The sequence below is a fragment of the Sphingobacterium sp. GW821-FHT03E03 genome, from assembly GCF_059420745.1.
In genome coordinates this window covers 67809-88984 of sequence record NZ_JBWKUH010000021.1, presented here as the reverse complement: position 1 = coordinate 88984, position 21176 = coordinate 67809, and the positions used below count along the sequence as shown (strand labels likewise).

The 21176-nt window shown below is 37.8% G+C and carries 24 protein-coding genes and 1 tRNA gene; 9 read left to right on the top strand and 16 right to left on the bottom strand.

The window, feature by feature from the left end; genetic code table 11:
• Nucleotides 1-134: 134 nt before the first annotated feature.
• Complete coding sequence (queA, locus tag AC07UV_RS19580; protein ID WP_120258383.1) at nt 135-1184, top strand: tRNA preQ1(34) S-adenosylmethionine ribosyltransferase-isomerase QueA; 1050 nt, start codon at nt 135-137, stop codon at nt 1182-1184.
• Nucleotides 1185-1268: 84 nt separating this feature from the next.
• Nucleotides 1269-1952: a 2-C-methyl-D-erythritol 4-phosphate cytidylyltransferase gene (locus tag AC07UV_RS19575; protein WP_495184967.1), complete on the top strand. Its 684-nt coding sequence runs from the start codon at nt 1269-1271 to the stop codon at nt 1950-1952.
• 11 nt (nt 1953-1963) lie between these two features.
• On the opposite strand, the gene AC07UV_RS19570 is transcribed toward AC07UV_RS19575, so the two are convergent.
• From AC07UV_RS19570 to AC07UV_RS19530, 9 genes are all read right to left on the bottom strand, one after another.
• On the bottom strand, nt 1964-2119 hold the full coding sequence (locus AC07UV_RS19570) for a lmo0937 family membrane protein (RefSeq protein WP_120258385.1): 156 nt from the start codon (nt 2117-2119) through the stop codon (nt 1964-1966).
• Between the two features lie 73 nt (nt 2120-2192).
• Nucleotides 2193-2969 (bottom strand): MBL fold metallo-hydrolase, encoded by a 777-nt coding sequence (locus tag AC07UV_RS19565; RefSeq protein WP_495184966.1) that lies wholly within the window; start codon nt 2967-2969, stop codon nt 2193-2195.
• Entirely contained in the window at nt 2966-3238 is a 273-nt protein-coding gene (locus AC07UV_RS19560) for a hypothetical protein (protein WP_120258387.1), read from the bottom strand. The genes AC07UV_RS19565 and AC07UV_RS19560 overlap by 4 nt, the downstream gene beginning before the upstream one ends.
• 146 nt (nt 3239-3384) lie before the next feature.
• On the bottom strand, nt 3385-4512 hold the full coding sequence (locus AC07UV_RS19555) for a glycosyltransferase (RefSeq protein WP_495184965.1): 1128 nt from the start codon (nt 4510-4512) through the stop codon (nt 3385-3387).
• A gap of 5 nt (nt 4513-4517) precedes the next feature.
• A complete protein-coding gene (locus tag AC07UV_RS19550) occupies nt 4518-5468 on the bottom strand; it encodes a glycosyltransferase family 2 protein (RefSeq protein ID WP_120258389.1) in 951 nt (316 codons plus the stop codon).
• 98 nt (nt 5469-5566) lie between these two features.
• The gene (locus AC07UV_RS19545; protein ID WP_282255450.1) at nt 5567-6169 is read right to left on the bottom strand and encodes a DUF4199 domain-containing protein; all 603 of its coding nucleotides are present in this window, start codon (nt 6167-6169) and stop codon (nt 5567-5569) included.
• 2 nt (nt 6170-6171) lie between these two features.
• Nucleotides 6172-6846, bottom strand: a complete 675-nt coding sequence (locus tag AC07UV_RS19540; protein WP_495184964.1) for a hypothetical protein — start codon at nt 6844-6846, stop codon at nt 6172-6174.
• Nucleotides 6847-6849: 3 nt separating this feature from the next.
• Nucleotides 6850-8118, bottom strand: coding sequence for a dihydroorotase (locus AC07UV_RS19535; RefSeq protein ID WP_282255452.1), 1269 nt, complete (start codon nt 8116-8118; stop codon nt 6850-6852).
• A 215-nt stretch (nt 8119-8333) separates the two neighbouring features.
• On the bottom strand, nt 8334-8903 hold the full coding sequence (locus tag AC07UV_RS19530; RefSeq protein ID WP_282255453.1) for a UbiX family flavin prenyltransferase: 570 nt from the start codon (nt 8901-8903) through the stop codon (nt 8334-8336).
• Nucleotides 8904-9221: 318 nt separating this feature from the next.
• Here AC07UV_RS19530 and AC07UV_RS19525 point away from each other — a divergent pair, with 318 nt between their 5' ends.
• A complete protein-coding gene (locus AC07UV_RS19525) occupies nt 9222-9902 on the top strand; it encodes an ankyrin repeat domain-containing protein (RefSeq protein ID WP_495184963.1) in 681 nt (226 codons plus the stop codon).
• On the opposite strand, the gene AC07UV_RS19520 is transcribed toward AC07UV_RS19525, so the two are convergent.
• Nucleotides 9899-11182, bottom strand: a complete 1284-nt coding sequence (locus AC07UV_RS19520; protein ID WP_495184962.1) for a DUF2851 family protein — start codon at nt 11180-11182, stop codon at nt 9899-9901. The two genes, AC07UV_RS19525 and AC07UV_RS19520, sit on opposite strands and share 4 nt — an antisense overlap.
• A gap of 71 nt (nt 11183-11253) precedes the next feature.
• Nucleotides 11254-12297, bottom strand: a complete 1044-nt coding sequence (ribD, locus tag AC07UV_RS19515) for a bifunctional diaminohydroxyphosphoribosylaminopyrimidine deaminase/5-amino-6-(5-phosphoribosylamino)uracil reductase RibD (RefSeq protein ID WP_495184961.1) — start codon at nt 12295-12297, stop codon at nt 11254-11256.
• A gap of 33 nt (nt 12298-12330) precedes the next feature.
• Here ribD and prmC point away from each other — a divergent pair, with 33 nt between their 5' ends.
• On the top strand, nt 12331-13191 hold the full coding sequence (gene prmC, locus AC07UV_RS19510; protein WP_495184960.1) for a peptide chain release factor N(5)-glutamine methyltransferase: 861 nt from the start codon (nt 12331-12333) through the stop codon (nt 13189-13191).
• Between the two features lie 118 nt (nt 13192-13309).
• Nucleotides 13310-13382, top strand: a tRNA-Lys gene (locus tag AC07UV_RS19505).
• A gap of 47 nt (nt 13383-13429) precedes the next feature.
• On the opposite strand, the gene AC07UV_RS19500 is transcribed toward AC07UV_RS19505, so the two are convergent.
• Nucleotides 13430-13885 carry a hypothetical protein gene (locus AC07UV_RS19500; protein ID WP_495184959.1) on the bottom strand — a complete coding sequence of 152 codons (456 nt, stop codon included), beginning with the start codon at nt 13883-13885 and terminating at the stop codon, nt 13430-13432.
• A 480-nt stretch (nt 13886-14365) separates the two neighbouring features.
• On the opposite strand from AC07UV_RS19500, the gene AC07UV_RS19495 reads away from it, so the two are divergent.
• The 4 genes from AC07UV_RS19495 (at nt 14366) to AC07UV_RS19480 (ending at nt 18044) form a co-directional block, all read left to right on the top strand.
• A complete protein-coding gene (locus AC07UV_RS19495; RefSeq protein ID WP_208642464.1) occupies nt 14366-14539 on the top strand; it encodes a hypothetical protein in 174 nt (57 codons plus the stop codon).
• A 295-nt stretch (nt 14540-14834) separates the two neighbouring features.
• Nucleotides 14835-15878 (top strand): LacI family DNA-binding transcriptional regulator, encoded by a 1044-nt coding sequence (locus AC07UV_RS19490; protein WP_282255460.1) that lies wholly within the window; start codon nt 14835-14837, stop codon nt 15876-15878.
• 89 nt (nt 15879-15967) lie between these two features.
• Nucleotides 15968-17278: a Gfo/Idh/MocA family protein gene (locus AC07UV_RS19485; protein WP_495184958.1), complete on the top strand. Its 1311-nt coding sequence runs from the start codon at nt 15968-15970 to the stop codon at nt 17276-17278.
• A gap of 13 nt (nt 17279-17291) precedes the next feature.
• Complete coding sequence (locus AC07UV_RS19480) at nt 17292-18044, top strand: 3-keto-disaccharide hydrolase (RefSeq protein WP_495184957.1); 753 nt, start codon at nt 17292-17294, stop codon at nt 18042-18044.
• Between the two features lie 105 nt (nt 18045-18149).
• Here AC07UV_RS19480 and AC07UV_RS19475 read toward each other — a convergent pair whose 3' ends face one another.
• The 4 genes from AC07UV_RS19475 to AC07UV_RS19460 are packed head-to-tail and all read right to left on the bottom strand — an operon-like array spanning nt 18150 to nt 21027.
• Nucleotides 18150-18995, bottom strand: a complete 846-nt coding sequence (locus tag AC07UV_RS19475) for a hypothetical protein (protein ID WP_495184956.1) — start codon at nt 18993-18995, stop codon at nt 18150-18152.
• The gene (locus tag AC07UV_RS19470) at nt 18992-19375 is read right to left on the bottom strand and encodes a GntR family transcriptional regulator (protein WP_282255464.1); all 384 of its coding nucleotides are present in this window, start codon (nt 19373-19375) and stop codon (nt 18992-18994) included. Before AC07UV_RS19470 ends, AC07UV_RS19475 begins: the two co-directional genes overlap by 4 nt.
• Nucleotide 19376: 1 nt before the next feature.
• A complete protein-coding gene (locus AC07UV_RS19465) occupies nt 19377-20192 on the bottom strand; it encodes a hypothetical protein (protein ID WP_495184955.1) in 816 nt (271 codons plus the stop codon).
• On the bottom strand, nt 20176-21027 hold the full coding sequence (locus AC07UV_RS19460) for an ABC transporter ATP-binding protein (RefSeq protein WP_495184954.1): 852 nt from the start codon (nt 21025-21027) through the stop codon (nt 20176-20178). The genes AC07UV_RS19465 and AC07UV_RS19460 overlap by 17 nt, the downstream gene beginning before the upstream one ends.
• Nucleotides 21028-21176 lie beyond the last annotated feature (149 nt).

The window sequence follows — 21176 nt, the reverse complement described above, 5'->3', positions numbered from 1 at the left end:
AAAATATATCTATAAATTAGAAATAAGACCTTTTGATACCCAAAAAAGTTATAACTTTGTATGCTTTTTGCAACCTAGTATTTGGTGCACTGTAATGCACTGAAAGGCAGACATTAAAATATATATCATTAAAGATGAAGTTATCTCAATTTAAATTCAACTTACCAGAATCATTGCTTGCTTCTGAACCTTCTGAAAATCGTGACGAATCGCGTTTGATGGTCCTACATAAGGATACTGGTAAAATTGAACACAAAATTTTCAAAGATGTATTGGACTATTTTGACGACAAAGACGTCATGATATTAAACAATACAAAAGTTTTTCCAGCACGCCTGTACGGTAATAAAGAAAAAACTGGAGCTACGATTGAAGTTTTCTTGTTACGCGAATTGAACAATGAACTTCGTCTTTGGGATGTATTGGTTGATCCAGCACGTAAAATCCGTGTCGGTAACAAATTGTATTTCGGTGACGATGACTTGTTAGTGGCTGAGGTTGTCGACAATACGACTTCACGTGGACGTACAATCAGATTCCTATTCGATGGTACTGACGAAGAATTCCGTCGCAATATCGAGATATTAGGTGAGACACCACTTCCTAAATACATCAAACGTAAAGCAACTCCAGAAGATAAATTCCGTTACCAAACTATATATGCCAAAAATGAAGGCGCTGTAGCAGCTCCGACTGCTGGTCTTCACTTCTCTCGTGAATTAATGAAACGTTTGGAACTTAAAGGTGTTGATTTCGCTGAAGTAACATTACACGTTGGCCTTGGTACTTTCCGTACAGTGGAAGTTGAAGATTTAACGAAACATAAAATGGACTCTGAGCAATTTATTATCACGGATGAAGCTGCAAAAGTAGTAAACAGAGCAATTGATAATAAACGCCGCGTTTGTGCTGTAGGAACAACGTCCATGCGTGCGATCGAATCCTCTGTCTCTGCAGATCATCATTTGAAGGCTGCCTCAGATTGGACAAGTAAATTTATCTATCCTCCTTACGATTTCAGCATTGCGAATTCAATGGTGACCAATTTCCATACTCCGGAATCAACTTTATTGGTAATGATTGCAGCATTTGCAGGATATGAAAATGTGATGAATGCTTATGAGGTTGCTGTAAAAGAAAAATATAGATTCTACAGTTATGGCGATGCGATGTTGATCATCTAATCACTTTAAGTAAACAATATCTCTAAACGTGGGTAGCAACAAACTATCCACGTTTTTTTAAATAGTAACTTTCAACCACTGTCCATGAACTTTGTCATTATCGTTGCCGCTGGAACGGGGAGTCGTATGAATAGCGATTTGCCGAAGCAATTTCTTGATTTAAACGGTCTACCGGTAATTATGCATACTATCGACCATTTTCACCAATCATCAGATATTTCGGAAATTATCTTGGTAATCAGCAAAGAAATGGAACAATTCTGGATAGATTTATGCTCAAAGCTGCAATATAGCACGCCAGTACATTTGACTTTTGGTGGTAAAACTCGCTTTGAAAGTGTAAAGAATGGTATCGAATATATTCAAGAAAATTTTGAAGTAGGAACCACCGATTATATTGCCGTACATGATGGAGCCCGTCCTATCGTCTCCACCTCATTAATTGCCAGGGCATTCCAGGGAGCCTATGACTACAAAGCAATCGTTCTTGCGCAAAAAAGTGTCGAATCAGTACGACTTGGCAATAATACATCAAATAATGCTACCGACCGAAATCAGGTTTGGTTAATACAGACCCCACAGGTATTTCAGGCAGAATTGCTTATAGAAGCTTATCGCCAAAAAGAAGACCCTTTATTTACAGATGATGCTTCGGTGGTCGAAAAAATGGGCAATCGCATTTCGATTGTTGAAGGAGATTCCAAAAATATAAAAATCACCTATCCACAAGACCTACAAATTGCCCAATTTTATTTGAATCTGATATAATACTGAATTGATTAGGCGTTACCGCGAATTACACGCAGTAGCACGACGATAATTGCAATCACCAATAGAATGTGAATAATATTTCCACCTCCTGCATAACCTCCAAAAAAGCTGATCGCCCAGATGATCACTAAAATAACGGCGATGATGTACAATAAGTTTCCCATTTCTTTATAATTTAATACCTAATTCTGTTTTTGTATATAGGTATAACAACGAGAAATGGACTATAGTTTTATATTAAATAGAATTATCAATATTGATCTGTAGTCTATCGTAAGCCAAGTACATGTTTGGAGGTAGTTCTTGTGAGACTTCAGCATGTAATCCCATCCGGTGTCCAATATGCGTAAAATAGGTTTTTTCCGCTTGAATATCTTGTGCAAATTCAATGGCTTCCTGCAAGGTCAGATGGGAAATATGGGACTCTTTTTGCAGCGCATTGACCACCAGAATTTTTACACCCTCCAATAGCCGTCTCGATTCCCCTGTAATAAATTTGGCATCTGTAATGTAGGCAAAATCGTCTATCCTAAATCCAAGCACAGGCATTTTATAATGCAATACTTCTATCGGCATGATCTCCTTCCCAAACAAGAGCAATGGCTCACCAGCTTTTATTTCTTCTAGGTTTAACCGAGGAGCACCCGGATATTTAATTTCCGTAAAGGCATAATAGAACTCTCGTTTTAAAGCATCGTGAAGCGCTTCTGTTCCATAAATAGAGATAGAAGAATGCTGTTGATAATTAAACGCTCTAACATCATCCAAGCCCGCAATATGGTCTTTATGAGAATGTGTCATCAACACCGCATCCAGATGCATTATCTTCTCCCGCAACATCTGATATCGAAAATCAGGTCCGGTATCTATGACGAGAGTATGATTATTATATTCAACAAGAATGGAAGAACGTAATCGCTTGTCATGTTTGTCTTGAGATTGACAGACTTGACATTGGCACGCAATAACGGGTACCCCCTGTGATGTTCCGGTTCCTAAAAATGTTATTCTCAAACTGCTGTTTTTGATTTCAATACCTCTTCATAAATTGGAAAGAGTTTTTCTGAAATGGACTCTAAATCAATCTCCACATCCAACAGAATATTCCATAAAGATTGGATTTTTATCTCCAGATTCGAAAACTTATTCACAACCACAACTTTTGTTGCCTGTAACATACAGGCCCCCGTACGGAATGATCCCTTTTCATACCTAACTTTATAGCCCTGTTCCTTAAAAAACTCCTCTATCTTTGCTAAACTGCTCTGTGTAAACGGCAACAAAATCTCTCCTTCTTTTTAATTTCTTCCTCAGTATTCCAAACTTAGATAAATTTGCTTTTATATACAAATAAATTCAGCTATACGCGTTTATTAGACATTTAAGAGGTCTTTAGAATTTCTCTTTTTTCCAAAGCTTTTAATAGATTTCAATCAATCAATTTAAGAAGCTCTTTCCCAAAGGTATCCCAGCTATATTTTTTCTTCTCGTCAATGATATTTGTTCTGAATTGTGCTTCTTTATCATGGCGATAAAAAGACACAATTCCTTCCGCTATGCTATTAACATTTGGTTCCACGACATATCCCACAGAACCATCTTGTACCAACTCTGGTAAGCCCCCTACATTGCTGACAATCATGGGTAAATCAAAATGGTAAGCAACCTGAGTAATACCACTTTGCGTCGCACTTCGATAGGGCAAAACAACACAATCAGCTGCCGAAAAATACCGTCCAACTTCCTGATTCGGAATAAAATCAGTATGCATATAGATAGACTTTTCCAAATGGTGTTTTTTGATAAGTGCTAAATACGGTGCTGGGTCTCCGTAAAACTCCCCGGCCAACAATAATTTGATATTTAAATCCCGAACCCTTGCATCGGCTAAAGCCTCCAGCAACATATCCAAACCTTTATATTGTCGAATAAATCCAAAAAATAAAATAACCTTATCTTGCTGATCAATATGGAGCAATTTACGCGCATCGAGTTTGCTCAGGTGAAGACCATAATTATCATAAAGAGGATGTGGTGTATAGACAGCTGGCATCTGCGGGCTCATTGTCTTTAAATCAGCCAATACGCTTTTGCTCATGGTAACACAGGCATCAACTGATTTTAAGAAATAACGGATTAAAGACTTATCTCCAAATCTTTGCTCGTGAGGAATGATATTATCTGCTATACAAACAATTTTGGTATATTTATTTTTTCGTACCTGCCTTTGAATAGTACCTAAGCAAGGACCAAAAAAGGGCATCCAAAAGCGAACGATAAGTAAATCATATTTCGCCCTCCTTAGTTCTCTGCCCACCTTAAACCAATTCAGCGGATTGATTGAATTAACTTTCGTCTGTATATTCAGGCCAGCTGGAGCCGGTTCATCTGAGTATTGAGATTTACCAGGAAAGAGAAAGTTGGGATACTGTAATGTAAAAGAGTAAATATCAACCTCATGCCCCAATTCTTGAAAGTGGGTCGCCAATCGTTCGTTGAAAGAAGCGATCCCCCCTCCCCTCAAAGGGTAGGCAGACCCCAGAATCACAATGCGCATAATGATTAAATGACTTTTTCGATTTGATAATCATTTCGATCCGAACTACTTCTTGAAACCAGTTCAGCTAAAAATCCGGTCAAAAACAATTGGGTTCCTAGAATAATCGCCGTCAATGCAAAGAAAAATAATGGCTGATCAGTGATATCCCTAAATGGCGTACCACTGGCGATACTCATCAGTTTGTGACAGATTAAATAAACGGAAATAAATAAACCAGCTAGAAAACTCATAACACCCATGACACCAAAGAAATGCATTGGCCGCTTAGCGAATTTTCCAACAAAAAATATAGACAGCAGGTCTAAAAATCCTTTAACAAAGCGTCCTGGTCCAAATTTCGTCGTACCATATTTACGCGGATAATGTTGAACGATTTGCTCCTGAATATTTGTAAATCCTGCCCACTTTGCAATGACTGGAATATAACGGTGCATTTCACCGTACACCTCTATATTTTTGACAACTTCCTTTTTATAAGCCTTAAGGCCACAATTAAAATCATGTAAATTGTGAATCCCCGACATTGATCTCGTTACGCCATTGAATAATTTGGTCGGAATTGTTTTTGTTAATGGATCATAACGTTTTTGTTTCCATCCTGAAACTAGATCAGCTCCTTTATTCATAATTCGGTCATACAATTCCGGAATCTCATCCGGACTATCCTGTAAATCCGCATCCATGGTGATCACAACATCGCCCTGAGCTGCTGCAAACCCTACATTTAAAGCAGCGGATTTTCCATAGTTACGTCTGAATTTGATGGCCGAAATATTGCCATTTTGCAATTTTAATTCTTCAATGATCTTCCAAGAGTTGTCTTTACTCCCATCATCAACCAGAATGATTTCATAAGAGAAATGATTGGCCGCCATGACACGGTCAATCCAAGCGGTCAATTCGGGTAAAGATTCTTCTTCATTAAATAATGGAACAACAATAGAAATATCCATGTGAATGTTAATCATGCTAAAAATGTACTATTTTAATACAAACAAAGGTATTACTTTTCTCAGCAATACCTTGTAGACTATATTTTATTTTATAAAACCTAATTACTTTGCTGCACGAATGCTTGCTTTTCCCTTTTTGAGAGTGCCGATAATAACAATGCAAACACAAACTGAAATAACAGAGTGATAGCCAAACCCTTAAATATTTGGCCCAAGGTTATCTTTCCAATCGCATCAACTTGTTTTTCTAATTCCGCAATTTTTGAATCAATGACCTCATCAGGTACATTATTCTTTTCCATATATTCAATGGTCACATTAATGGTGTGCGTTACGACTTTTTCCTGCAAAGTAGGATTCACAAAGTTAACGTACACCTGCGTACCAATAGTAGAAATAATCGTCGAAATAGCCAACATCATAAAGATGGATTTAAGCGCTATGGAAAAACTCCAATAACCACCATTTGCTTTTCTAAGAGAAAAAGAAAATAGTGCGGAGATAATAACAAAAATACCTGTATTGACAATAAAGGACATAGACATAACTCCCCAGAAGGAATTCAGGTCTTTAACAACAAAAAGAACGATCAGTCCAAGAACAAAGGAAATCACGCCTAAAACGACGCCATAGATAATACTCTTCTTCTTGTCAATTACCGCATCAAATCCGGCATTACTGGGGTTGATTGAATCTGCCATAATTATTTACTATAGTAAGTACTAAGAACTTTGTAGAGAGCCAAATCAAATGCTTTATTGCTTGATGCAGCAGCGTACTCCTCAAATTGCTTATCATCTGGATTCAATTCACCAAAGAAACTCATTACCGGATAGAACAATTCATAAACTTCGCTTCGAGGATTAATTCCCTTAGCCACTTTAGCAATTTCAGCATAGGGGCTATCTACCAAGATTTGGTTAGCAATGATATCCTCATAAATTTCATGTTCATCTTGAAACTCATCTTCATCAACCAGTAAAAACTCTTTTAAGAAATCATCTAGTTCCGGCTCTATTTCGTCATCTTTACATTCACCTAAATAAAGAAAAATATTCAGCAACTCCGTTCCACGGTCTATCGTTTCATCTTCAATAGCCTCCCATTCTTCAGAATCCAAGTAGTCATCCTCAAGCTTGAGTACATCACTAGAAAAGAAATTCATCAATAATAAGTCGACATAGACTTCACGAAGTTCATCAAACAAAGGATAGTCGTCAAAAGACTGGTCTAGCAGCTCCAATTTCTCCAGATAGGTCGCATCTGTATTGAATACTTGGATCAGTTTCTCTAGAAATTCTGGGGCGGTGGAAATCCCATCAACCTTTCCATAATTTAAAACACCCGCTTCTACAGCAGCTTTTATATTTGCTTCCATGGTTTAATCGTTTTTAATGATTTGATTATTATTGATGACCAATTCGACAGCCCCCTTTAAAGTCTGCCCGAATAGTGGAGAATTTTTTGATTTGGATCTATTTGTCTTTTCATCGAAATTCCAAGATTTCGCAAGGTCAAACAAAACTAGATTCGCGATTGCACCTTCTTTAATTTGCGGAATAGCTAAGCCAAGAATTTGTCTTGGTCTAACAGCCAGACTGTTTACAATCTGTTCCTCATTTAGTCCGGCACGAACTAACAACGGTAATACTGTTTGTAATCCGATTATACCGTTTTTAGCAATATGAAATTCCACATTTTTATATTCTATTTCTTGTGGAGTATGTTGTGATACCACCGCATCTATTACGCCATCCTTTATACCTTTTATCAATGCTTTCGCGTCAGCTTTGGTCCTCAATGGTGGGCTTACTTTATAATTGCTATCAAAACCAACGATATCCTCATCCGTAAATACTAATTGATGTGCAGCTACATCACAAGTTACCCGAAGGCCCTTCGCTTTAGCTTTTTTAATTAAATCTACAGCTTCAGGTGTACTGATTGATGCAAAATGGATTGGAGCTTCTGTATATTCCGCTAGATAGAGATCACGGGAAACCATCAATGATTCCGCAAGGTTAGGAATTCCTTTCATTCCCAAATAAGTGCTCATTGTGCCCTCATTCATTTTATTTCCTCCTGCCATAGACTCATCTTCAGCATGTGAAAAGATCAGCCCTTCAAATCCTTTTGCATACAACAAAGCTCTACTCATTAATCCAGCTTGTTGCACACTCTTATTTCCATCACTGAATGCAACTGCACCATTTTGCTTCATATCGTACAGCTCAGCCATTTCTTTGCCTTCACGCTTCTTACTAATAGCACCAATGGGATGTACATCGACAATATTCCCTTTTGCCGCATTAACGACAAGCGCTACCTCAGACCGGCTTTGAATTGCGGGCTCAGTATTAGGCATTACCGCCACAGCGGTAAAACCTCCAGCAGCGGCGGCAGCCGTACCTGTTCGGATATCTTCTTTTGTTTCCAAGCCCGGCTCCCCGAAATTGGCGTGTAAATCGAAAAATCCAGGCGATAGAACCTTACCTGTTCCATCGATTGTCTCTACGTTTTTATCAGCTACTTTGATGGTGTTTCCAATCTGTGCAATCTTCCCTTTTTCGATAAATACGTCAACAGTCTGCTGATGATATTCGTTACCCGGCAAAATTACTTTAACAGAAGTAATCAATAAGCTTTTCATATATGAATGTGATTGAAATTAATAGGATACAAATTGTCTGTTGAAGCATGTAGCGTGTTCCATGATGATAAACAAAAAACGGATTTATCACTATAAATTGTATAGCTATAAACAGATTTTTCGCGTGATGCTTTTGATTGCTTCATTTCGAGAAACAAAGTTACAAAATACAATTTTATTATAGAACACTAAAAATAGATTTCAGTGAACATTCATTAGGAATTTTCTCCCCACTGATAATGTTTAAAATCAAATCCCGCTAAACTTAAAATTCGATCGACCACAGTCTCAGCCAACTCCTCCAAAGTTTTTGGCAGGCTATAGAAAGAAGGAGAAGCGGGACAAATAATTCCACCGGCTTCAGTAACCAGTTTCATATTCTGAATATGGATAATACTTAATGGTGTCTCCCGTGTAACCAAAATAAGCTTCCGTCTTTCCTTTAACATCACATCCGCTGCACGGGTAGTAAGATCTGAAGAAATTCCATAGGCGATTCTTGATAAGGTTCCCATAGAACAAGGACAGACAATCATGGTGTCAAAACGCGCCGAACCCGATGCAAATGGTGCAAAAAAATCACTTTTATCGTAGAACTTGAAAGGCACATCTTGATAGCTCTCATCTCCCAATTCAGCCCGCCACACATCCTTCGCATTATTAGACATCACAATCCCGACCTCCGCTAGCTGAGATTTTAGTGAATTCAGTTTTTCCAGCAACAACTTCGCATATATAGAGCCACTAGCTCCTGTAATAGCAACAACAATTTTTCTTTTGGACATTTCCTTTAAATATAAAACAAAGCTATAAAAAAAGGGTCGAAGTGAGAAACACCCGACCCTACATCTACCTATGAAAAACATGCCCTTGGGAGGGGCTTAACAAAAGTACATCTACTTTTTAATTTTCAAAAATATTATATGAATTACTACACATTTGTGTATATAAATTTTAAAAAAATGCCCATTTCAGCCCTGTTCCAATCCCAAGTATTTCAAAAAATTCATATCCGACACTATTTTTCATCCATTTACAGCTAGCTGCTGTAGCAAATAAATTCGCTATTCAAACAGTTATTTTCATTAATAAAACCTATTTTAGTGGAAGAGTTAAGCAATTACATTTTGAAAATGAATCTTTCTGTTTTAGAACAATATATTGAAGAAGGAAAAAGTCACGACATTGAACTATTATTGATCGGAAACCCTGAATTATTACAAGAGACAACCAGTCATGGCATTTCCCCTTTATTATTAGCATGTTATTATAACAAACCACAAATTATCCGGATACTTTTGCAACATACCAAATCGATGACTATCCATGAGGCCTGTGCCGCAGGATTAACCGCATACGTGGAAGCAATTATCCAACAAGCCCCATCTGTCGTCAACGAATGGTCTTCCCATGGTTTTACACCTTTGACACTAGCAACCTATTTTAACAAGGCTGATATCGTCCGTTTATTATTATCCAAGAAGGTAGACCCAAATATAGCCAGTAGAAACGAACAGCTTGCCTATCCCTTACATATTGCCGCATCAAATAATAATGAAGAAATTGGCAAAATGCTTATTGAAGCTGATGCTGATGTCAATGCAATCCAAGCAACAGGCGAAACTGCATTACATTTTGCTGCCCAACATGGAAATATAGACTTCATTGTAGCCTTATTGGAATTTGGAGCAGACACGCAAATTGTCAACCTAGCGGGGTTTACGCCTGCTGACCTCGCTTTGGGAAAAGGATATAAAGAAATCGCCGAAATACTGGCAAATTAACCATTTCGCAAAATTTCGGCACCGATCCTACAATGAAGGCATTGCTTCTTGTCGCAATATAATTTCTTCAACTGTAATATTGCCTGGCTTTGAGAGGCATTTTCAGCAGTCCATTCGAATTCTTCAAACCGTTTTACGATCGTATTTTTTTCAGCAGGTAACGTCTCCATAAAGTGGATAGCTCGATCGATATATTTCTCTATCCCATAATACTTCCCATAAGCAAAAAGAAAGAGAACTACCGCATTAACAATGAGAATATCAATTGTACCTTTTCCTATTTTCCCAGAATGTTCAATGGACGTCTTTCCTCCTAGTGAAAAACGACACTTCCAGTATTCATTTAACGGTTCTATACTAAACAACGATCTTGCTTCCTCCACATTCTCCAAGCTTAAAATCGTTGAAAGACTCAATGATTTCTGGCTAAATAATACGACTAACTGTGCTATACGAATTTCAGGAAAATTATAAGGTCTCATTCTCAACTTTTTCCATCCCCCGTTTACCACTACAATTTCATGAATACGCTGCTGATAAATAAACTCTTTATAGAGTAAATTAGCATATTCATCATCTCCTTCACTGGGTAAAAAGCCACCTGTTCCAAAAAAAATAGCTTCGATCTTCAATATATCAGAACGATATTTATGTAATAAGGACAATGGAAGTTTCTCTCCAAGCTCCTGAAATGTTTCAGCATTCACCTTTAACCCCATGCACCTACACATCCAGATCCAGAAAACCTTCTCCCAATCATTTTCATAATCAGACAACAAATCAAAAATCACCTGAACTTTCATTTCCAAACGCTCATAAGACAAGGCATCCAACCACATCGTCTTCTTCAACGAATCAACGGAACCAAGCTGCGACTGACAAGGAATCCAATTTGTGGTATTCATCATCGTCGAATACTTATTGAGTAAATGCGGATCCACATATTCCGAAAGCAAGATGGTCGGAATAACACTTCCATCCCTGCGATGTATGACTTTATCATTTACCCAAACAACATGAAGTATGACATTATTATATGCATCATCATCCTGATGATGATGCCGATCCCAGTCCGACGAACGAATATGGATCTCAACATTTCCATACCATTCCTTGTCTCCAAGTATGATATGAGACATTAAAAAATCCGGCCCTGCGTTCAGGTTATGCTGACCAAGGTTTATCACAGTCAACGGCTCTCCATCACTAGATAGCAATCCTATTGTATTGAATAGCCGTAGTTTCCAGATAAACTGCATTAAGTTTTCTGTCACCACCATAATTGTATTCTAAAAAATTAGATCCTGCAGATCAAAGGTTTATAATTTCCTAAATATACAATTTATCGGAATCATTTCACATAAACTACAAGCGAATCATTGGAAATCATTTGCTTTTCAAGAACCCTACCATTCAATTTTGGAGCAAGTATACCAGTATGCAGTTCTGTCTCAGATTGAAATACCCGTGCCTCATCCCAGAGACCAGCATCAATAAATGCTTGTAAGGTCTTCGCTCCTCCTTCAATGATAATAGACTGCACATCCATCAGGTACAATTGATAAAGAATGCTTTGTGGTAAATATAGACCATAGTTTTCAAGTTCAATATGCTTAATGTGTCCTTGCCAGTCTGTTTTTTTTGCATTAAACACAATGGTATCGGCTTTTTCATCAAAAATCTTAGCCTCTTGTGAAATGACTAAATCTCGATCTATCAACACACGAATTGGATGTTTACCTTTCCAATGCCTAACCGTCAAACTGGGATTGTCAATCCGAGCTGTATGGGTTCCTACTAAAATTGCATCCTCTTCTGCGCGCCAGCGATGAGTCAGTTGCTGGCTAGCTGCGTTGCTAATCCAAACCTGTTTATCCTCTTGACCTATCAAGCCATCTTTAGATTGGGCCCATTTTAAAATAACATAGGGGCGATGTTGGCTAATTCGTGTAAAAAAACGGCGGTTGAGCCAGATCGCCTCTTTTTCCAAAAGCCCAATTTCAACCTCAATACCAGCCTCTCTTAGTATTTCAATGCCTTTCCCATTGACCTTCGCATAGGGATCCAAACAGGCCACAAAAACTTTTAGCGGCTTTAGGTCGGCAATCATATTCGCACAAGGCGGGGTCTTACCATAATGTGCACAGGGCTCAAGACTCACATAAAATGTACTTGCAGCCAATAATTCTTTTGCCGTATCACCATACCTGTCCAACACCTGACTGACAGCATTCACTTCAGCATGAGGGCCTCCGTAAGGGGAAGTATACCCCTCCCCTATAATTTGGTCGTCATAAACGATAACTGCACCCACCATGGGGTTTGGGCTGACAGATCCTGCTCCTAGTTGAGCGAGGTCCAAGCAGCGTTGCATATATTGCCTGTGCATATTCATAATGCAAATCTATGAAAATCGTACCTTTGACACATGAGAATACTTCAAGATTTCGAATTAACGTTTCAACATGAACTAAATTCCATATATGACAAGGACGAAATAAAATCCATATTTCTACTTGTTGTGGAAGAACTATTGGGTATAAAAAGAATAGCATATCAATTGAAAAAAGGTGATTTAGTATCAGAAACGCATGCTATTCGCGTTCGGGACATTATTCAGGATCTCAAAAAAAACAAGCCTATTCAATATATTTTAAATAAGGCCGATTTTTATGGGGAATTTTTCGAAGTGAATGAATCCGTTCTGATACCGAGACAAGAAACAGAGGAACTTGTTGATTTAATCATAAAAAAACATGCTAGCTCATCTGGGTTAAAGGTCATTGATATTGGAACTGGTTCGGGTTGTATCCCTATTATTTTATCAAAACACTTAAAAAAACCACAGGTTACCACAGTAGATATTTCCAAAGAAGCCATCAATACCGCCAGAAAAAATGCGCAACGACTAGGACAAACCATTCGTTTCATCAATGCCGATATTTTAGAATGGGATTACGTCTTTTCAGACCAACAATACGATATTATCGTTTCCAATCCCCCTTATATCACACCAAATGAAAAACAGTACATGCAACAGAACGTATTAGCTTATGAACCTGAACTCGCTTTATTCATTGAAGAAAGTGCACCATTGATCTTTTATGATGTGATTTCCTCTTTTGCATTAAAACATTTGGTACCTAATGGCGATCTTTATTTTGAGATTAATCAATATCTGGGACCGGAAACAAAGGAACTCATAGAGAAAAAAGGCTTTGATCAAGTTCAGCTTATCAAGGATATCAATGGCGCTAACAGGATAATTCATGCAAAAAAGAGGGGCTAGCAAAAAATAATCTTTTTATTTATTAGACAGTTACCACCGATAAACCAAATTTTAGAACCAATAATTTGGAGCATATCGAAAGAAATTATACCTTTGCATCACTTTCAAAAACAGAAAGGATTCCGTAGCTCAGCTGGTAGAGCAATACACTTTTAATGTATGGGTCCTGGGTTCGAATCCCAGCGGGATCACAATAAAAAAAGCTAATCGCAAGGTTAGCTTTTCTTGTTCATACAGCTCAGGGCTCGATCTGTAGTAACTTAATAAAACTTACAATACTTACTTCAAAAGCGTCCCTAAGTTCATCAAAATTGAACTTTTGTTCAAAGTCTACATTGGCTATATCAGATATTTCTATCACTTCGAACTCAATATCATCCATCCCAGTTCCAAAAATAATTTCTCGATTAATTTTATAATTCTTATCATCATCAATTTGCAGTATGATGCTTAAAGTTATATCATTAGGTCGCTGTCCATTCTCATCTTCTACATCCTCTTTAAATGTATATGATATAGAAAACGTAAATATTTCTTTTTTACCTCCTTCGAGCGAATGAAGTATAAAGTTGTTCTTTTTTCTATAAATCACCTCTTTCTTTACTAATGATTCTACACCTGATTTAAGTAAACCAATATTAAGATCATTTTCTATTCGCAAAATTTCTCTATTTATAAATGATTTTAAATTCATTAGATTTTATTTATAATTTACATCATACTCACATTATTTCGTTGCAGATAATCATCAACAGATTTAAGGCTTCCATGCTCCTTTTCATCTTGTATTATTTTTCTAAATTACCCAAATCAACTTATTAAAATATCGGTAACACCAATTTTTTCAAAAAACTTAGCTCTCGATTATTTAACTTGAGTTTTTATCGAAAGCCCCAGCGTACTTCCAGTCCTTTTAAAGTGATCAATATCTCTTAAGCTAATACAGTAACCCATTCAAGTTTACCCCCCTCTACCAACTCGACCAGCCTCCATTAGACTCTCCAGAACGTCGAATACCTAAAGAAATTCGAAAGAAGGGCTAGCCAAATTCGATCCATCGGAAACTTAGTAAGGTATACAGAAACCATGAAACTGAGTTATTCGCGAGATATATTGAAAACTATTTGCATTTTAAATTGTCGTTATTATATAGAAAACAAATAATAGATCCATTATGAAAAAAATAGTGCCATTCTCCTTGATGTCAAGTACGCTATTATTAATGACAAGTTGCTCTGTGATAGAGAGTATTTTTAAAGCCGGTGTTTGGACAGGTATACTCATCGTTGTTGTTGTCGTTGCGCTTGTCATCTGGCTCATCAGTAAGCTTTTCGGCGGGTCCAAATAATATGTAGGAAGGAATCTTTCATGAAAATTGAAAGATTCCCGACCCTCTGTTCATTTCCACTTCGATCTCCTTTTCTCTAAACCTTCCTCCTCAACTCCCATAAATAAGTCTGCTACATTGAATTACTGTCGGTTTTTGCAAACTCCATTTGAAAACCTCTTTTTTATGTTATCTTTATAATTTAATAATTCATCATCGGAGTACAATTAAACCTGCGAAGCAGCATTCATAAAAATAATTCATTCGCTATTCAATAGCGAATGAACAATGATAAGAAATGGAGAGGAAAGAGAACATGAAAAGAATTACCTTGAAAGAGATTGGAAAACAATTAAACCTGTCACCGGGAACTATTTCCAAGGCGCTTAATGATAGTCATGAAATCAGTTCGGAAACAAAAAAAATGATTCTAGCTTACACGCAGAAGATTAACTACATACCAAACTTTTCGGCCAAAAGCCTAAAAACTGGACGCTCAAATACACTGGCTATTATTGTCCCTTTTATTTCAAGTTCGTTCTTCTTCGATTTTTACGAAGAAATCTCCCTGATACTATCCCAAACAAATTACCAGTTAATCCTACTCCAAACTTTCAACGATGAAAAAAAAGAAAAAGAAGCACTGGAACTCTGCGTACAAAGTAATATTGATGGTATTATCATTTCACCCGTAAAAAATGATTCCAGCTTATCTTTGTTGATGTATATCATGGAGCAGATATGCCCGATCATTATTTTTGACAGAATAAATCACCAACTTGACACCTTTAAAATCGGCATACAAAATAACAAGGTTATCTATCAAGCGACAGAAGAAATGATAAAAAATGGTCGCGAAAACATCATTTTACTACTGTGCAAAGACATTGGAGGTAATGCCAGCAGAATCAAAGGCTACAAAGATGCACTCTTCAATTGCTCAATTCCTTATAACGAACAAAATATTGTAGAAATATCTTATTCAAGCCCCAAAGATGATATTGATGAAGAGCTCGAAAGAAAAATAAGTAGTTTATTAAGCAACCCCATACCTCCAGATGCACTTCTATCGACCACGGACACCTTATCTTTAAAAGTCTTACATATATTAAATAAGTTAGCCGTAAAGATTCCAGAAAACATGAATTTAATAGGCTTCAGCAACACGCCTTTTGCGAATAGCTTGAACCCATCCTTGACAACTATTACCCAACCAACACGTCTTATGGCGGATAGATCCGTTGAGCTGCTGCTAGAGATGTTAAAAAATAGAAATAAAAAAAATTATTTCGAATTTGAAACTTATTTTTTAGACTGTAAAATAGAACATCGAAAATCAACTTCTGTATTTCGTGAATAAGCAGCGATCTTTTTAGACCAATATGAAACAGACGTTACCCAATTACCAACTTAACACCATTATATTCATTTATAAACATAAAATACAATATGTCTTTCAATTTCGATAACCATCCAGGACACAACTCAAGGAGATCATTCCTAAAAAAATCCAGCATCATTGCCCTCGGAAGTACTCTCCCAACCTCTTCGTTGTTATCCTTTACAAACCAATCAAAAGATCAAATCATTAAAGTAGGACTTATAGGCTGCGGCGGCAGAGGCACGGGCGCAGCGATACAAGCTTTACAGGCCGATCCAAATTGTCAAATTACGGCTATGGCAGACGTTTTCCAGGACCGTATGGACGAATCCTATGCCGCTTTGATGGAAGTTCGCCCAAAGCAAGTAAAAGTTGACAAAAACAACAAGTTCTTAGGTTTCGATGCCTTCGAAAAAGTCATCAATAGTGATGTAGATGTGGTATTACTAACCTCTCCTCCAGCATTTAGACCACTGCATTTAAAAGCTGCTGTTAATGCAAAAAAACATATTTTCTGTGAAAAACCCATGGCCGTTGACGTACCGGTACTACACAGTGTATTACAGTCAGTAAAAAAAGCAAAAGAATTAAACTTATCACTTGTTTCCGGCTTCTGCTTCCGCTATGATCTTCCAAACCGAGCGACATTTACTAAAGTTTTAGAGGGAGCAATAGGCCAAGTAAAATCAGTTAGTACGTTTCGCTATGGTGGCGAAGCGACTTATATCGACCCACGTCCAGAATGGAATAAAATGACCCAACAAATGAGAAACTGGTTTTATTACAACTGGCTTTCAGGCGATTTTATCGTAGAACAAGCAGTACACAGCTTAGATATGATGTCTTGGGCCATGGGGGACGTCATGCCTATTTCAGCGATGGGTACCGGGGGCAGACAAGTCCGTGTAGATTCAAAATATGGGAATATCTACGACCATTTTGCGATAGAATTTAAGTATGCAAATGGAGCCATCGGAACACACTTCTGTCGACAACAAGCTGGAGCCACCCCCAGAAACTCCGTGAGCATGTTAGGAACAGAAGGTATGGCCGAGGTCATCATTGGCGGAAAACATACAATAACTGGGAAAATGGACTGGAATTACACCGGAGCAAAAAACAATATGTACCAAACGCAACATGATGAGTTGTTTGCTGCAATCAGAAGTAACAAACCGATCAATGATGGCGAGTGGATGACCAACAGCACACTACTAGCTATTTGGGCACGCATGGCAGGCTATACAGGTCAAAACCTAACCTTTGATCAAGTAATAAATTCGAAAGAAAGCCTTGGCCCGGAGTTATCGTCTTATAATTGGGAACTTAACATAGACGGCCCCCCTATTGCTACACCTGGAAAGACAAAGTTTAGCTAACCTCCAAAACCTTATGAAAAGACTTATTTATTCTATTTTTAGTATATTACTGCTTAACAATAGTAACCTCCTTGCCCAAAAAAACACCTTATTTAATTTTGGTCAGGAAATCCAATGGGACGACTGGGTATTAAACAAGAAGAACCCAGAAAAAATTCATTGGATCAATGTCAATACAGACCCTGAAACATGGCGCATTGATAATGGTAATCTCATTTGCAAGGGAAAACCAATAGGCGTAGTGCGCTCGTCAAAACAGTATGAAAACTTTATTATCCATGTCGAATGGAACCATCAATACGCTGGCGGTAATTCTGGAATTTTCGTTTGGTCAGACGCCAAACCTGATCCATCCGGCAGGTTACCGGGAGGTGTAGAAGTTCAAATGCTCGAATTGGACTGGGTAAATCAGAATCATATTGATGGTAAGCAAGCGCCAATTGCCTACGTACATGGCGAACTCTTTGGCGTTGGTGGCGTTACGACAATACCGGACACCCCCCGTGGTACACGCAGTAAATCCATAGAAAACAGAGCTAAGGGAAAAGGCGAATGGAACAAATATACAATCATATGTATTGACGGCACAATCAAATTAGCTGTCAACGGAAAATTTGTCAACGGAATACGCAATTCAACTGTAAAAAAAGGCTACCTCTGTCTCGAATCTGAAGGGTCAGAGATTCATTTCCGTAATTTTAAACTGATTGCACTCGAACCCGGTGTCACAAGTGACCAACAGGTCGCAGCACTTATTACCCCATAGGTCACAATATACCAAAAAGCTCAAAATTCAAACAAATGGAATTTTGAGCTTTTATACAGCAAATACCCTTCACAGGACCTTGACAACCAAAATCAGTGCAAAAGACTATTTGATCAGATTACGCAATGCATGCACTGGCAAATCAATTTTTGTATCGTTCGACAAACGTCCTTTCAATGTATTCCATTGCAAACTATCAAGCCGGACAGAAGAAACACCTTCCGTTTTGATATCCAAAACATCGACCCTAGATTTATCACCTTTTCTATTAAAATAGATCTCCGAATTCTTAGCAAGGATATCGGCAGTCTTGTAATCCACCCGCGGCAACCCTAGATTGGTATTTGTGATATCAACATGTAAGTGACTGACAGGCACCGTATTTTTGTCGTCACGGTATCCAAAATCATCTATATGCGAATTCGTCAAAACCAAATTAAGTGTATTGATGACCGTTTCTCCACTTAAAGAAAAATTCTCAACACTGTCACCAACAATAGTGAACTCATCAAGTTTTGCAGAAAACTCGTTTATATCCGCCTTCTTCAATTTTATACTTTTCAGATCAGGTGTAAAAATATAGACCGACTTATAATACTTGTCACCACCCGCTAAAAAATCCAGCACCAGAAAACCATCAGCATCTACCTTCGCCTTTACAAAATCCCCCTGGCTCTTATTCACCTTCACCATAAACTTATCACTTTTCACCACATGTAAATTGATCCCCCTGGCATCCGAACCAAGGATTTGCAGTTTATCAAATTTACCTACAGGAAACGACCGGAAATAAACATCCGCCGCATCAGGGTTTGACACCTCCTTTTCTACATTTGTGTTATAAACGTTTGCATCTACCCTATTGATCCGAACAAAATAAGAGGCTACCAATGTCGGAACAACAAAAAGGAATATTGCGAGCCCTATCAATAATTTAGTACTTAATTTCATGATTCATTTTGATTAAAATTCTGTTCAACAAACTGTCTGTAACGTTGCTCCAATTCAGTTAGACCAATTTCCAATAAATAAATATTCCGAAAGAACAATGGAAGATCCTCTTCCAAAAAAACCGTCTTCCGGTAAGATTTAACATTCCGGACAGAATCCTCGGTCAAGAAAAAACCGATTCCGCGTTTATTCGCGATAATCTCCTTCTGTTGCAGCATATCATAGGTCCTCATAACTGTATTCGGATTAACCTCCAATTGAACTGCCAGCTCCCGTACCGAGGGCAGCTTGTCGTTCGTTTTCCAGGTTTCCATTAAAATATGATCACATACATATTCCGCAATCTGTAGATAAATCGCTTTGTTGGCATTAAATTCCATATTAAATCTCCTTCTCTTTTAACCTTAAAAAGGCAATCCCCCAGAATATCAATGTGAGCGCTATTCCTGTCATTGTAATTAGCCCAAAGATGTGATTTGAATCTGACCAATAATTATCATCCATGCGCCCCACTGTATTTTCCGTTTGTGTTTTCATGAGATACACAAAAAAAGACATCCATACCACGCAATAAAGCAACAGTGAGATCGCGGTCTTAATATATTGATAGCTCTTAAAAACAATACCCCCCATTAAAAATATTGCATTCAATACGACGGGTAAAAAACAGGCATAATACGCGCCACTCGGATAATCAACACTAAAAAAATATTGCCAGAACTCCACCGTAACCTGTTCACCAAGTTCATTTACCTCCGTTCTAATGGAAGGGCCAAAACCTCGCAAATAGGAAATGAAGGCTAGATCGATCAGATAATAGATCAGTAGATATGAGCTGATCCCAACGATCACCGTATAGAAAATACCGACCAGAAATTTCTCCAACTGAGAAGCAGGTATCATCAATTCAAAAATAGCTTTTGTCTTACGCCCCAGATCAGCAAAATAACTACTCGAGATCACAGTCATAAAAAACAATCCCAATACACAGAATAAAGGTGATCTAAAACTCAATACTGAATATACATGAGCAGAATCATTCTGAAGATGATCGTAATTGGTTCCTACATTGAATGCATAAAAACAAAAGATTACGCCCGCGATCACACCTATTGACATCAGATATATTCGTCCAAAACCGACCCATTGCCTACGGATCAGCGCAAAAAAACGTGTAGTATTAAACAGGTTTGACATATTCATCAACTTTAATGAGGTTTGTAATTTTTTCCTTTTGTTGTAACACCGCATTGAACAACAACTCCAGATCAAGTTTGGAATCTTCCGCCAGTATATTTGGAAGAATCACATTGAAGCCTCCAAGCGCCTCCTCCGCATGCAGCACATCAAAAGATAGTTCCTTCATCTTTTTAAAACAGAGCTTATCGGTAATCAGGTTAACAGGTGCATTCAAAGCCACCTTATGCTCATCAAGCAGAATAACCGCATCAATCAGATTATCCAGATCACGTACCTGATGAGTTGAGATAATTACGCAACGGTCGTCTGTGATGGCCGAAGCCATAATTTTACGAAACTGCGCTTTAGAAGGAATATCTAACCCATTCGTAGGTTCATCCATGATTATGATTTTCGTATTGGAAGCCAAACCGAAGGAAATAATGTATTTCTTTTTCTGACCATAGCTCATCTCCGCCAATTTTTGTTCTACCGGAATTTCAAATTCTTTGATCAAGCGATAAAAATGTTCCCGGTCAAAATTGGGATAAAACCCAGCATTGGCTTTTAAAAATTGTTCCGATTTTACTGCAGGCAAATAAAACTCCTCCGGAATAAAACTGATCTCCCGCAACAAAGAAGGCTCCCGTCGAGTTGGGTTGTGCCCCAAGACCTCAACCACCCCCGATACTGGATACACCAAACCAGCAATATTTTTCAGCAAGGTGGACTTACCCGCGCCGTTCTTCCCAAGCAATCCATAGATATGCCCCTGCTTCAAGATGAGATCCATTTGAAGAAAGAGTGGCCTGGATTTACTATAACTGAAATTTAGATTTTGGATAGTAATCATACTACTGTATTATTTAATTAATACACTAATATAGATACTAATTCTCGATGTTTCCAAAAAATATTTTAAAAAAATAAATCTGTACCCCCTATTTAATGGCTATCGGGTCGAGAGATCTGCACATATATTACAACTAAGAATCGGCAAAA

Bases quoted from the DNA above. Each gene is read 5' to 3' on its own strand.
- queA (WP_120258383.1), top strand. From the start codon at position 135: ATGAAGTTATCTCAATTTAAATTCAACTTACCAGAATCATTGCTTGCT.
- AC07UV_RS19575 (WP_495184967.1), top strand. From the start codon at position 1,269: ATGAACTTTGTCATTATCGTTGCCGCTGGAACGGGGAGTCGTATGAAT.
- AC07UV_RS19570 (WP_120258385.1), bottom strand. From the start codon at position 2,119: ATGGGAAACTTATTGTACATCATCGCCGTTATTTTAGTGATCATCTGG.
- AC07UV_RS19555 (WP_495184965.1), bottom strand. From the start codon at position 4,512: ATGCGCATTGTGATTCTGGGGTCTGCCTACCCTTTGAGGGGAGGGGGG.
- AC07UV_RS19550 (WP_120258389.1), bottom strand. From the start codon at position 5,468: ATGGATATTTCTATTGTTGTTCCATTATTTAATGAAGAAGAATCTTTA.
- AC07UV_RS19545 (WP_282255450.1), bottom strand. From the start codon at position 6,169: ATGGCAGATTCAATCAACCCCAGTAATGCCGGATTTGATGCGGTAATT.
- AC07UV_RS19540 (WP_495184964.1), bottom strand. From the start codon at position 6,846: ATGGAAGCAAATATAAAAGCTGCTGTAGAAGCGGGTGTTTTAAATTAT.
- AC07UV_RS19535 (WP_282255452.1), bottom strand. From the start codon at position 8,118: ATGAAAAGCTTATTGATTACTTCTGTTAAAGTAATTTTGCCGGGTAAC.
- AC07UV_RS19530 (WP_282255453.1), bottom strand. From the start codon at position 8,903: ATGTCCAAAAGAAAAATTGTTGTTGCTATTACAGGAGCTAGTGGCTCT.
- AC07UV_RS19520 (WP_495184962.1), bottom strand. From the start codon at position 11,182: ATGGTGGTGACAGAAAACTTAATGCAGTTTATCTGGAAACTACGGCTA.
- ribD (WP_495184961.1), bottom strand. From the start codon at position 12,297: ATGAATATGCACAGGCAATATATGCAACGCTGCTTGGACCTCGCTCAA.
- prmC (WP_495184960.1), top strand. From the start codon at position 12,331: ATGAGAATACTTCAAGATTTCGAATTAACGTTTCAACATGAACTAAAT.
- AC07UV_RS19500 (WP_495184959.1), bottom strand. From the start codon at position 13,885: ATGAATTTAAAATCATTTATAAATAGAGAAATTTTGCGAATAGAAAAT.
- AC07UV_RS19495 (WP_208642464.1), top strand. From the start codon at position 14,366: ATGAAAAAAATAGTGCCATTCTCCTTGATGTCAAGTACGCTATTATTA.
- AC07UV_RS19490 (WP_282255460.1), top strand. From the start codon at position 14,835: ATGAAAAGAATTACCTTGAAAGAGATTGGAAAACAATTAAACCTGTCA.
- AC07UV_RS19485 (WP_495184958.1), top strand. From the start codon at position 15,968: ATGTCTTTCAATTTCGATAACCATCCAGGACACAACTCAAGGAGATCA.
- AC07UV_RS19480 (WP_495184957.1), top strand. From the start codon at position 17,292: ATGAAAAGACTTATTTATTCTATTTTTAGTATATTACTGCTTAACAAT.
- AC07UV_RS19475 (WP_495184956.1), bottom strand. From the start codon at position 18,995: ATGAAATTAAGTACTAAATTATTGATAGGGCTCGCAATATTCCTTTTT.
- AC07UV_RS19470 (WP_282255464.1), bottom strand. From the start codon at position 19,375: ATGGAATTTAATGCCAACAAAGCGATTTATCTACAGATTGCGGAATAT.
- AC07UV_RS19465 (WP_495184955.1), bottom strand. From the start codon at position 20,192: ATGTCAAACCTGTTTAATACTACACGTTTTTTTGCGCTGATCCGTAGG.
- AC07UV_RS19460 (WP_495184954.1), bottom strand. From the start codon at position 21,027: ATGATTACTATCCAAAATCTAAATTTCAGTTATAGTAAATCCAGGCCA.